Source organism: Cellulosimicrobium sp. Marseille-Q8652 (assembly GCF_965112045.1).
Map to the genome: position 1 here is coordinate 998,023 of NZ_CBCOPS010000002.1, position 11,927 is coordinate 1,009,949.

At 74.6% G+C, this 11,927-nt stretch carries 11 protein-coding genes; 7 read left to right on the forward strand and 4 right to left on the reverse strand.

Going from position 1 to position 11,927, the window contains the following annotated elements:
- Positions 1–2,052: a Stk1 family PASTA domain-containing Ser/Thr kinase gene (pknB, locus tag ACWPWV_RS14315; protein WP_454043625.1), complete on the reverse strand. Its 2,052-nt coding sequence runs from the start codon at positions 2,050–2,052 to the stop codon at positions 1–3.
- Positions 2,053–2,142: 90 nt separating this feature from the next.
- On the opposite strand from pknB, the gene ACWPWV_RS14320 reads away from it, so the two are divergent.
- Positions 2,143–2,574, forward strand: a complete 432-nt coding sequence (locus ACWPWV_RS14320; RefSeq protein WP_454043626.1) for an Rv2175c family DNA-binding protein — start codon at positions 2,143–2,145, stop codon at positions 2,572–2,574.
- Positions 2,575–2,641: 67 nt separating this feature from the next.
- Here the strand turns inward: ACWPWV_RS14320 and ACWPWV_RS14325 are convergent, their stop codons facing one another.
- Entirely contained in the window at positions 2,642–3,805 is a 1,164-nt protein-coding gene (locus tag ACWPWV_RS14325) for a polyprenyl synthetase family protein (protein ID WP_454043627.1), read from the reverse strand.
- A gap of 23 nt (positions 3,806–3,828) precedes the next feature.
- Positions 3,829–4,407, reverse strand: coding sequence for a hypothetical protein (locus tag ACWPWV_RS14330; protein WP_454043628.1), 579 nt, complete (start codon positions 4,405–4,407; stop codon positions 3,829–3,831).
- Between the two features lie 129 nt (positions 4,408–4,536).
- On the opposite strand from ACWPWV_RS14330, the gene ACWPWV_RS14335 reads away from it, so the two are divergent.
- The 3 genes from ACWPWV_RS14335 to ACWPWV_RS14345 all read left to right on the forward strand — a co-directional run bounded on the left by ACWPWV_RS14335 (position 4,537) and on the right by ACWPWV_RS14345 (position 8,089).
- Positions 4,537–5,661: a DUF4192 domain-containing protein gene (locus ACWPWV_RS14335; RefSeq protein WP_454043629.1), complete on the forward strand. Its 1,125-nt coding sequence runs from the start codon at positions 4,537–4,539 to the stop codon at positions 5,659–5,661.
- Between the two features lie 98 nt (positions 5,662–5,759).
- The gene (locus tag ACWPWV_RS14340) at positions 5,760–6,158 is read left to right on the forward strand and encodes a universal stress protein (RefSeq protein WP_454043630.1); all 399 of its coding nucleotides are present in this window, start codon (positions 5,760–5,762) and stop codon (positions 6,156–6,158) included.
- 305 nt (positions 6,159–6,463) lie between these two features.
- Positions 6,464–8,089, forward strand: a complete 1,626-nt coding sequence (locus tag ACWPWV_RS14345) for an RNA polymerase sigma factor (RefSeq protein WP_454043631.1) — start codon at positions 6,464–6,466, stop codon at positions 8,087–8,089.
- 217 nt (positions 8,090–8,306) lie between these two features.
- Here the strand turns inward: ACWPWV_RS14345 and ACWPWV_RS14350 are convergent, their stop codons facing one another.
- Positions 8,307–8,528, reverse strand: coding sequence for a DUF7455 domain-containing protein (locus tag ACWPWV_RS14350; RefSeq protein ID WP_435736190.1), 222 nt, complete (start codon positions 8,526–8,528; stop codon positions 8,307–8,309).
- 181 nt (positions 8,529–8,709) lie between these two features.
- Here ACWPWV_RS14350 and ACWPWV_RS14355 point away from each other — a divergent pair, with 181 nt between their 5' ends.
- The 3 genes from ACWPWV_RS14355 to ACWPWV_RS14365 all read left to right on the forward strand — a co-directional run bounded on the left by ACWPWV_RS14355 (position 8,710) and on the right by ACWPWV_RS14365 (position 11,925).
- Complete coding sequence (locus ACWPWV_RS14355) at positions 8,710–10,839, forward strand: DNA gyrase/topoisomerase IV subunit B (RefSeq protein WP_454043632.1); 2,130 nt, start codon at positions 8,710–8,712, stop codon at positions 10,837–10,839.
- A 61-nt stretch (positions 10,840–10,900) separates the two neighbouring features.
- Positions 10,901–11,353: a DUF4430 domain-containing protein gene (locus tag ACWPWV_RS14360; protein WP_454043633.1), complete on the forward strand. Its 453-nt coding sequence runs from the start codon at positions 10,901–10,903 to the stop codon at positions 11,351–11,353.
- A complete protein-coding gene (locus tag ACWPWV_RS14365; RefSeq protein WP_454043634.1) occupies positions 11,326–11,925 on the forward strand; it encodes a DUF6580 family putative transport protein in 600 nt (199 codons plus the stop codon). The genes ACWPWV_RS14360 and ACWPWV_RS14365 overlap by 28 nt, the downstream gene beginning before the upstream one ends.
- Positions 11,926–11,927 lie beyond the last annotated feature (2 nt).

Genomic DNA, 11,927 nt, shown 5'->3' on the forward strand with positions numbered 1-11,927 from the left:
TCAGAAGACGTTGAGCACGATCGTCGAGCCCTTCGGGGCGGTCCTGCCGTCGCCTCCGGCCGGGTCCTGCGCGTAGACGATGTTGAGCGGGTGGATGCCCTGCGGGTAGCGGACCTCGACCTCGAACCCGGCGTCCTTCAGGAGCTGCTCCGCGTCGGCGGCGTTGCGCGTGTTGGTGTTCGGGACCTCGACGAGCGGCGGCCCCAGGGAGACGACGATCGACACCGTGTCGGTGCGGACGGCGTCGGTGCCCTGCTCCGGGGACTGGCTCACGACGAGACCCGTCGCGACGGTCTCCGAGTACTCCTCGGCGACGTCCACGACGAGTCCCTCCTCCTCGAGGGTGCGCACCGCGGCGTCCCGCTGCGCGCCGGTGACCTGCGGGACGACGACCGGCGCCGGTCCTGCCGAGACGGTGAGCACGACCGGGACGTCGTGGCGGATCGTCGAGCCCTCCTCGATCGCGGCGCCGTCGGGATCGGTGACGGCCATGACCTCGCCCGCGGGGACCTCGTCGTGGTGCTGCGACACGGGCTCGCCGAGGGTCAGGTCCGCTCCCTCGACGGCGGCCGTGGCCTCGACCTGCGTGGCGCCGACGAGGCCGGTCGGCACCGTGAGCATCCGCACGCCCTGCGACACCACGAGCTGGACGCTGCCGTCCTTGCGCACCGCGTCGCCCGACGGCGGGTCCGTCGAGACGACGGCGCCCGCTGGCACGGTGTCGTCGTAGCGCTCGTCGACGGTCACGCCGAGTCCGGCCCGGTCGAGGACGGTGCCCGCCTCGGCCCGCGAGACACCGGTGAGGCCGTCCGGCACGGTCGTGTACGCGCCGGGACCGGAGGTGAACCACCAGGCCGCGCCGCCGCCCCCGAGGGCGAGCACGAGGAGCACGACGAGCGTCCAGACGAGCGCGCGGGCGGCGCGCCCGCGTCGGACGGGTCCGCCCGGTCGTGGCGGGACCGGCGGACCGGGCTGCGTCGTCGGAGCCATGAGGTGCCCGACGGCGAGCGGCTCCGTGAGGCCCGCGGCCTCGCGGTCCCGCAGGCTCAGCGCGGCGAGCGACGCCGTGGGCGCCGGTCCCGCGTGGTCCGCGTCGTCGGGGGTGCCGAGGGGGACCGCGCCGGTCGCGGGCACCGCGGCGGGCTCCGCGGTGCCGGGCGCGGCGGGCGGGGTCACGCGCCGCTCGAGGTCCGCGGGGTCGAGGGCCGCGCGGACGGACCGCACGAGAGCGAGGGCCGCGCCGGCGTCGGCGGGACGGTCCGCCGGGTCGCGTGCGGCGAGCGCGCACAGCAGGTCGTCCAGCTCGGGCGGGAGCCACGGGGCGGTGTCCGACGGCGGGGGGACGTCGTTGTTGACGTGCTGGAACGCCACCTGGATGGGCGTGGACCCGACGTAGGGCACCGAGCCGAGCAGCATCTCGTACGCGAGGATCCCGGCGGCGTACACGTCGGTCCGGGCGTCGCACGCGCCCGTCGCGATGAGCTCGGGGGAGAGGTAGGCGACCGTGCCGAGGATCGTTCCCGTCGTCGTCGACGTGACCTCGTTGACCGCGCGCGCGAGGCCGAAGTCGGTCACCTTGATCCGGCCGTCGGCGTCCAGCAGGACGTTCTCCGGCTTGACGTCGCGGTGCACGAGTCCGGCGCGGTGGGCGGCGGCGAGGGCGTCGAGGACCTCGCCCAGCACGTCGAGGGTCCGACCGAGCGTGAGGGTGCGCTCCGTGAGCATGACGCGGCGCAGGTTCGTCCCGGCCACGTACTCCATCGTGAGGTAGCTCGTCTCGCCGTCGAGGCCCTGGTCGTAGACCGCCACCAGGCCCGGGTGGGTGAGCCGGGCCGCGGCGCGCGCCTCGCGACGGAACCGGGAGACGAAGTCGGCGCCCGTCGCGCCCTCGGCGAGGTGGGGGTGCATGACCTTGAGCGCGACGTCGCGGTCGAGCCGGCGGTCGACCGCGAGGTACACCGTGGCCATGCCGCCGCGGGCGATGCGGGACACGACCTCGTAGCGCCCGTCGACCAGGCGGCCTACGAGGGGATCGGTCGTCACGGTGGCCACGGGGGCAGTCTAGGCGGCGACCGGCTCCGTTCCGGTGAGCCGGGGCGGTCGGGTCGTGGGCGTCCTGTGCAGGCGCCGTAGGCTTGGCCCGTGACCGATCACGACGCGACCGCCGACCCCTCCGCCGAGCTCGACGCCCTCGTGGGCGAGTGGCTCACCCTGCCCGACCTCGCCGAGGCCCTCGGGACGGACGTCGGCAGGGCACGGCGCATCCTCCAGGACCGCCGCGTCGTCGGCATGCGCCGCGGCGAGCGCGCCACGTTCCAGGTGCCGGCGCGCTTCCTGGTCCCCCTGCACCTCATCGAGCCCGCGAACGCCAAGCAGCCGTCGGGCGACGGGCGGGTCGGGGTCCTCGTGAGCCTGCAGGGCACGATCGCGGTCCTCACCGACGCCGGCTTCCGCGACGAGGAGATCATCGGGTGGCTCTTCCGCCCCGAGGAGGAGCTGGGGGAGTCGCCGATGGACGCGCTCGTCGCGGGACGCAAGGCGCACGTGCGGCGCATCGCCCAGTCGCTCGCCTGACGGGCCGGGCCTGGCCGGTCGGTCACTCGTCGTCCTCGGCGCCGCGCCGACGCGAGGTACCCGAGCGTCAGGCCGTGCGCTCGACGGCGGCGCGCGCGAGCGCGGCGAGCATCCCCGCCCCGGGTTCGCGGAGGTCGACGGAGCCGAGGGCGGAGAAGGCCTGGGCGGTGAGCTCGTCGATGAGCGCCTCGACGGAGGCCAGGGCGCCCGTGCCGACGAGCACGTCACGCAGGAGCTCGACGGACCCGGCGTCGAGCCCGGGGTCCCCGAGGCGGCCGAGCAGCAGCGCGCGCTGCTCGGGCGACGCGGCGGCCAGGGCGCGGACCACCAGGACGGTCCGCTTGCCCTCGCGCAGGTCGTCGCCCGCGGGCTTGCCGGTGACCCGGGAGTCGCCGAAGACGCCGAGCACGTCGTCACGGAGCTGGAACGCCTCACCCACGGGCAGCCCGAACGCGCTCGTCGCCGCGACCTGCGCGTCGTCCGCGCCCGCGAGCGCGGCTCCCAGCGCGATCGGGTGCTCGACGGAGTAGCGCGCCGACTTCGAGCGCACGACCGCGCGGGCCCGCTCCTCGTCCGCCGCGGGGTCCTCGCCCCACGGGAGGACCTGGGCGTGGACGTCGAGGTACTGGCCGACGGTCACCTCCGTCTGCATCCGTCCGAACACGCCGCGCGCCCGGGCGGCGACGTCGGCCGGGACGCTCTCCAGCGCGTCGCCGAGCTCGCGGTGGCTCGCGATGAGCGCCAGGTCGCCGAGGAGGATCGCGGTGCTCTCGCCGTACCGGTCCGGGTCGCCGTGCCACCCGGAGCCGCGGTGGTGCGCGGCGAACGCCCGGTGCGCCGTCGGGCGGCCGCGGCGCGTGTCGGACGCGTCCATGACGTCGTCGTGGAAGAGCGCGGCCGCCTGGAACAGCTCGAGCGCGGCGCCCGCGCGCAGCACGGCGTCACGCCGCGCGTCCTCGGGGTCGCCGCCGTGCGCGCGCCACGACCAGTAGCAGAACGCCGCCCGCAGGCGCTTCCCGCCCGCGAGGAGCTCGTCCGTGGCGCGGACGAGCGGCGCGGCGTCGGGGTGCGTCGCCGCGAGCTCGTCGGCGAGCCCGGCGCACGCGGCGCCCAGCGCGGCGTCGACGCCGGGGCGCACCCCTTCCCGGTCGACGAGGCTCGTCGCGGTGGTCCGCCCGTCCTCGGACGGACCGGCGTGAGGCGCGGAGGCGCTAGGGGTCCCGTTCGGCACGGACGCAGCCTATGCGACGGCGGTCAGCCCGCGACGACCTGGCCGCTGATCGTCACGAGACGCTCGGCCTCGTCGTCGAAGACGCCCACGGCCACCGACTCGGCGGGGGCGTCGGCCGCCGGGGCGCGCACGAACGTGGTCAACGACGTGAGCGCGCTCGGCACGACCGACGGCGAGACCGTGAACCCGGCGGCTCCCAGGGTCTCGGCGTAGTAGGCGGTGAGCGCCTCGACGGTCTCCTCCGAGCGCAGGTTGAGCGTGACGACGACGAACGTCCCGTCGTCGGACGGGCGGGCCGAGCTCGCGAGGACCTGCGAGCCGGGGGCCACGGGCACGAGCTCGGCGGGGAACCCCTGGACCAGGTCGCCGACCGCCGAGGCGACGTCGTACTCGGGCAGCGGGGTGCCCCGAGGCGCGGCCGGGGCGTCGTCCGCGCCGTCGACGTCGCCCGCCTCGCCCGCCGGCTGCCCGCTCTGCGAGGGGCCGGCGTCGGGGGCGTCGTCGCTCCCCGGGCCGCACGCGGTCATGACGACGACGAGGGCGGCGACCACGAGGGCCCGGGCCGCGCGGTCGCGGGACGCGCGAGGCGGTCGAGTGGGCACGCGCACACCGTAGCCATCGTGGCGGGAACGGGCCAGCAGCGGTCAGGACGGTCGACCACACCCCCCGGGCGCGTCCACAGGCCTGCGGCGGGCCCCTGCTCCGCGGCCCGGGACGGCTGGGATGTGACCATGTCGACCCTGATCCGGGCCCGCGGCCCGCGCGAGCTGCTCGCCTACGTCCCCTACCGCCTCGGTTACCGCCCGCACGAGAGCGTCGTGCTCGTGGGCCTGCGCGGCCCGCGCGGTCGCGTCGGCCTCGTCGCGCGCGTCGACATCGACGACGTCGCCGACCTCGAGCACGGGCCGCAGGTCGCGCGCACGGTGCTCGCCCACCTGGCTGCCGACGGCGCGTCCCGCGCCGCCGTCGTCGTGTACACCGACGCGCCGCTGCGCGCCGACGGTCCGACCGCCGCCCGTGAACGGGCCGCGGTCGAGCACTGCCGCGAGACGGTCGAGGACACGTTCGGGCCCACCGACGTGTGGGTCGTCACGACGACGGGCTGGGGCTGCCTCGACTGCGACGACCCCGCCTGCTGCCCTCCGGGAGGTCGGCCGACGAGCGAGCTCGAGTCGAGCGAGGTCGGTGCGCACATGGTCCTGTCCGGCGCGGGGGTCGCCGACTCGCGCGAGGACGCGTTCCGCATCCCGCCGGCTGCTCCGGACGCACGCCGGAGCGCGGCTCGCGCGTCACGACGAGCGCGGGCGGCCTCCACGGCGCCGTCGACGCCGGGAGCCGTCGCCTGGAGGCAGGACGGCCTCGCGGCCTGGCGGCGCGCGGTGGCGCTCGTCGCGGGCGCGCCGCCCGGGCGGAGCGCAGAGCTCCCGCCGGCGCTGGTCGGCCGTGTCGAGGCGGCTCTCGACGCCGTCCCCGTGCGGGACGCCGTGCTCCTGTCGTTCGTGCCCGGCGTCGGTGACCTGCCCGAACGGACCGCGCGCGGCGGGGACGTCGACGCGGGGACGGGCGAGGCGATCGCCCGGATCGTCGACCCGGCCGTCGCGATCGCCCCGGTGCCGCAGGAGACCGAGCCGGCGCGTGCCGTGCTCGAGGCCGTCGTCGCGCACGCCGCCCGGCGACGCGCGGCCCCGGCGCTGACCCTGCTCGCCCTGATCGCGTGGTGGCACGGGGACGGGGGCCGGGCGGCCGAGCGCGTGCGCGAGGCGCTCGCCCAGGACGGGTCGTACCGCCTCGCGCTCCTGCTCGCGAGCGCGCTCGACGCCGGGGTCCCACCGGGCTGGGTCCGTGCCCGGGCGTGAGGACGCCGGTCCTCCGGCGGCGGGCGGCTTCGGGTACGGTCGGGCACGGTGGCGCGCCGCACCACCGCCCGTCCCGACGAGCCGCCCGCGGAGGACACATGACCGTCGTCGTCGCCCACCTGAGCACACCCGAGGGCCGGGAGGCGCTCGACACCGCCGCGACGGAGGCGGTGCGCCGCGGGACCGAGCTCGTGGTCGTGGTTGGGGAGTCCGTGGTCTCCCCGGAGGCCGGCACGGTGCGCGACGACGACCTGCGCCGGGTCGAGGACCGCCTCCAGGGTGCGGGCGCGACGCTCCGGGTGGAGAGCGGGAGCGCGGACCTCGCCGAGGACCTCGTGGCCGTCGCGGAGCGGACGTCGGCGGACCTGATCGTCATCGGGCTGCGACGACGCAGCCCGGTCGGCAAGCTCATCCTGGGCTCCAACGCGCAGCGGATCCTCCTCGACGCCCCGTGCCCGGTGCTCGCCGTCAAGCCGGAGCGTCCCGCGGCCCGCTGACGAGGGCGCCCGCCGGGAATCTTCGGGGCGCCGCGGTCGTTGACCCCACAAGGCCCCGGCGCGGAAGCGCCCTGCGACACAGCACTGAGCACGAGAAGCCGCCGACGACGAGCGCGTGCAGCCACGTGTCGCGACGCTCCGCGCGCGGATCGCCGGTACAATAGAGATGTCCACCCGAGCCCGTCGACTCGCCGTGAGAGTCAGAGTGAGCCCGTGAGAGTCCCCGAGTCAGCACCCTGATCACGGTCCATGTCCCCCGCTCTGGTGGCCCTACCGCCCCCCAAGTGATGCCGAAAGGTCGGTTTGTGGCGCCCTCCACACAGATCCCCGCACTCCCGCGCGAGTTCGAGCACCCCGCACTGCAGGAGCTCCTGCGCCGCGGGAGTGCGAACGGCCGCGTCGACGCCGAGAGCTTCCGCACCGCGTGCGAGCAGGCGGCCGTCAACGACGCCAAGCGGCTGAAGGCGGTGTTCCGCGCGCTCGCGGGTGCAGGCGTCGAGGTCGAGATCCCGACCGCGACCGCGGTCGCGGCGGCGGCGAGCCCGCGCAGCACGACGACGGCGCGCGCCCCCAAGGCCGCCGCCACGACCGGCGCCAAGCGCACCACGAGCGCCGCAGCGCCGTCGGCCGACGCGACCGGCGAGGAGGTCGACGCCGCCGCGCCGGCCACCCCGGCGCGTGCGACGAAGAGCGCCGCGGCGAAGAGCGCCGGCGCCAAGACGACGCGCGCGCCGCGGTCCACCGCCACGAAGTCGGCGGCCTCCGCCAAGGCGGGCGCTGCGAAGGCGGGCGCTGCGAAGGCGGGCGTCGTGAAGGACGCCGACGCGGACGACGTGGTCGACGTCGAGGACCTCGAGATCGACGTCACGGACGAGGTCGTCGAGGGCGACGTGGCGGCAGCCGCCGGCGCGAAGGCGACCGGCGCACCCGCGACCGAGGGCGCCGAGGAGGCGCGCGGCTTCGTCGTGTCCGACGCGGACGAGGACGACGCCCCGGTGCAGCAGGTCGTCACCGCGGGTGCGACCGCGGACCCGGTGAAGGACTACCTCAAGCAGATCGGCAAGGTCGCGCTGCTGAACGCGGAGCAGGAGGTCGAGCTCGCCAAGCGGATCGAGGCCGGCCTGTTCGCGGAGGAGAAGCTCGCGGCCGAGGGCGACGACCTGGACCGCAAGCTCAAGCGTGAGCTGCAGTGGATCGCGCACGACGGCAAGCGCGCGAAGAACCACCTGCTCGAGGCGAACCTGCGCCTGGTCGTGTCGCTGGCCAAGCGGTACACGGGCCGCGGGATGCTGTTCCTGGACCTGATCCAGGAGGGCAACCTCGGTCTGATCCGTGCGGTCGAGAAGTTCGACTACACCAAGGGCTACAAGTTCTCGACGTACGCGACGTGGTGGATCCGTCAGGCGATCACGCGCGCGATGGCGGACCAGGCGCGCACCATCCGCATCCCGGTGCACATGGTCGAGGTCATCAACAAGCTGGCCCGCGTGCAGCGGCAGATGCTGCAGGACCTGGGTCGTGAGCCCACGCCCGAGGAGCTCGCCAAGGAGCTCGACATGACGCCCGAGAAGGTCGTCGAGGTTCAGAAGTACGGGCGCGAGCCCATCTCGCTGCACACCCCGCTCGGCGAGGACGGCGACTCCGAGTTCGGTGACCTCATCGAGGACTCCGAGGCCATCGTCCCGGCCGACGCGGTGAGCTTCACGCTCCTGCAGGAGCAGCTGCACCAGGTCCTCGACACGCTCTCGGAGCGCGAGGCCGGCGTGGTCTCGATGCGTTTCGGGCTGTCCGACGGACAGCCGAAGACGCTCGACGAGATCGGCAAGGTCTACGGCGTGACGCGTGAGCGCATCCGCCAGATCGAGTCCAAGACGATGTCGAAGCTGCGGCACCCGAGCCGCTCCCAGGTCCTGCGGGACTACCTCGACTGACGTGTCGCGCGAAGGGCCCGGGAGGACTGGTCGTCCGCCCGGGCCCTTCGTCGTCCCCGGGGTGCCGACGCCGTCGTCCCCGGTCTTCCGGCGCTCGAGCCCCCCGCGACCGCCCGCCGCCGACCCGACGCCGGTCCGAGGTCGGGGTCGTCCGGGGACGACGACGCCCCTCCCGGTGGGTGGTCACCGGAAGGGGCGTCGTGGGGTAGGGGTGGCCTCAGCGCATCGCGCCCGCGCCGTGCTCGGCGTGCAGGCGGTCCGTCTCGTCCTGGATCTGGGTCGCGACGCCCGAGTAGGCGTCGGCGTGGGCCCGTGCGTGGTGGCCGCAGAACAGCAGCTCGCCGCTCGGCAGGACCACGCGGACGTACGCCTGGGCCCCGCAACGGTCGCAGCGGTCGGCCGCGGTCAGGGGTTCGGTGGTGGTCGTCGTAGCAGTCACACGACCATGAAACCATCTTGTGCCGCCTCCGCGGTGCCGAAGAGGGCCCGGTTCGCTACCCGCGTAGCCCGCCCTGCGCGGGAATACGGCGAGGTCCCGCGCGGAGGGCGGATCAGGCCGGGATCGGCGCCCACGGCACGGCAGCACGGCGGCGTGGGCGGCCTCGACTACGCTGTCCGCCGTGACGACCACCTCCGCTGAGTCCAGCTACACCGCTCGGCACCTGTCCGTGCTCGAGGGCCTCGAGGCCGTGCGCAAGCGCCCGGGCATGTACATCGGCTCGACGGACTCCCGCGGGCTCATGCACTGCCTGTGGGAGATCATCGACAACTCCGTCGACGAGGCGCTCGCGGGCAACTGCACGCGCATCCGCGTCGTGCTGCACGCGGACACGTCGGTCACCGTCGAGGACGACGGTCGCGGTATCCCCGTCGACATCGAGCCCAAGACGGGGCTGTCCGGCGTCGAGGTCGTCTTCACCAAGCTCCACGCGGGCGGCAAGTTCGGCGGCGGCTCGTACACGGCGTCCGGTGGCCTCCACGGCGTCGGTGCGTCGGTCGTCAACGCGTTGTCGGCACGTCTCGACGTCGAGGTCGACCGTGGCGGCAAGACGCACCGGATGACGTTCCACCGCGGCGAGCCGGGGACGTTCGCGGACCCGAAGGCCGGACCGACGCCGGACGCGCCGTTCGAGCCGTTCGTGAGCCGCTCGGAGCTCGCGGTGGTCGGCAAGACCCGCCGGGGCGTCACCGGGACGCGCGTGCGGTACTGGGCCGACCGCCAGGTCTTCCCGAAGAGCGCGGTCTTCTCCTACGACGAGCTCGTCACGCGCGTGCGGCAGACGACGTTCCTCGTCCCGGGTCTCGAGGTCACGGTCCGCGACGAGCGTGGCCTGCCCGGCACGCCGGCGGAGGACGGGCCGCACGAGGAGACGTTCGTCCACCACGGCGGCTCGGTGGACTTCGTGGAGTTCCTCGCGCCCGACACGCCCGTCACCGCGACCTGGCACCTCACGGGGAGCGGCACCTTCACCGAGACCGTCCCGGTCCTGGACGACCGCGGGCACATGTCGCCGCAGGCCGTCACGCGCGAGTGCGAGGTCGACGTCGCGCTCCGCTGGGGCTCGGGGTACGAGACCGAGGTGCGCAGCTTCGTCAACATCATCGCCACGCCCAAGGGCGGGTCCCACCTCGGCGGGTTCGAGGCCGGTCTGCTCAAGGTGCTGCGCAAGGCCGTCGAGACCAACGCGCGCCGGCTCAAGGTCTCGACGAAGGACGCGTCGGAGCGCATCGAGAAGGACGACGTCCTCGCCGGCCTCACCGCGGTCGTCACCGTGCGGCTCGCCGAGCCCCAGTTCGAGGGGCAGACGAAGGAGGTCCTCGGCACGGCGCCCGTGCGCGCGATCGTGGCGCGCGTGGTGGAGAAGGAGCTGAACGCGCTGCTGACGTCGACGAAGCGCGACGAGAAGACCCAGGCCGCGCTGCTGCTCGACAAGGTCGTCGCGGAGATGCGCGCCCGCATCACCGCGCGCAAGCAGAAGGAGATCTCGCGCCGCAAGAACGCGCTCGAGACCTCGTCCCTGCCGGCCAAGCTGGTGGACTGCCGCAGCGACGACGTCGGTCGCAGCGAGCTGTTCATCGTCGAGGGCGACAGCGCGCTCGGCACGGCGCGTCTCGCCCGCAGCTCGGACTTCCAGGCCCTCCTGCCGATCCGCGGCAAGATCCTCAACGTCCAGAAGGCGTCCGTGAGCGACATGCTCCGCAACGCCGAGTGCACGGCGATCATCCAGGTGATCGGCGCCGGGTCGGGCCGGTCGTTCGACCTCGAGGCCGCGCGCTACGGGCGGATCGTCCTCATGACGGACGCCGACGTCGACGGCGCCCACATCCGCACCCTGCTCCTCACCCTGTTCTACCGGTACATGAAGCCCATGGTCGAGGCCGGCCGCGTGTTCGCCGCCGTGCCGCCGCTGCACCGCGTCGAGGTCATCGGCTCCGGGCGGCGCAAGAACGAGTACATCTACACGTACTCCGAGGCGGAGCTCACCGCGACGCTGAAGAAGCTCGACCGCGCCGGGCGCCGCTACAAGGACGACATCCAGCGGTACAAGGGCCTGGGGGAGATGGACGCCGACCAGCTCGCCGAGACGACGATGGACCCGCGGCACCGCACGCTGCGCCGTGTCACCGCCGCGCACGCGGAGGCCGCGGAGCGCGTGTTCGAGCTGCTCATGGGCAGCGACGTCGCGCCGCGCAAGGACTTCATCGTCGCAGGGGCCGCCGAGCTCGACCGGGCCCGCATCGACGTCTGACAGCGCGTCCGCCTGTCGGTCGGGCGGGCACGACGCGGTCGGCGCTGCGTAGGCTGTGCCGGTGACCCTCCGGACCCTTCGCGAGACGCCCGCGCGCTCGCTCACAGCCCTCACCTCCCTCCTCCTCGCCGCGGGCCTCCTCGCGGGGTGCTCGTCGGCCGACGACGCCGGCGACGCGACCCCGAGCGCCTCACCGTCCGCGACGGAGAGCAGCACGGCCGAGGAGTCCGGCGCCCCGGACGACGCGTCGTCGGACGAGGCCCCCGAGTTCTCGTACGAGGGCGAGGAGGGCCGCATGGCGCTCGACCTGCTGCTCGAGGCGGACCCGTCCGCCGAGGTGACCGGCGAGGGCGAGAACGCGTTCGTCACCGCGGTCGACGGCGTCGCGGCCGACCCCGACAGCGAGTTCTGGGCGCTGTACGTCAACGGTGAGATGGCTACCGTAGGGGCAGGCTCGCTCGAGACGAAGGACGGGGACGAGATCACGTGGAAGCTCGAGACGTTCACCTCCTGACGCACCTCCTGACCCGCTGGTGGCGCCCGGCGCTCGTCGTCGCGCTCGCGGCGCTCGCCGTCGTGTGGCGCCTCGTCCGGGCCGACCTCGGCGCGCCGCCGAACCTCGAGCTCGTCACGGCCGCGACGTTCGCGGCCACGATCCTGCTGCGCTCGCGGTGGGCGTTCGTCGTGCCGCTCGCCGTGACGGTCGTCTCCGACGTCGTGCTGGGCAACACCGCGATCGCGCTGTTCACCTGGAGCGCGTGGCTCGTCGTCGGGCTCGGGTCGCTCCTCGCGCGCAACACGTCGGGATGGCGACGCGTCGGTGCGGGTGCCGCGTTCGGCGTCGCCGGGTCGCTGTGGTTCTTCGCCTGGACGAACTTCGGCGTGTGGCTGCAGGGTCGTGGCACGTGGTACCCCGCGGGCGTCGACGGGCTCGTCGCGAGCTACGTCGCCGGCCTGCCGTTCCTGCGCACGATGCTGCTGGGCAACCTCGTGCTCGTCCCGCTCGTCGCGGCGGGGACGCTGCTCGTCGACCGGCTCGAGGCGTCGCACGGTCTCGCGGCCGCCGCCGTCGTGCGCCCGGCCTGACG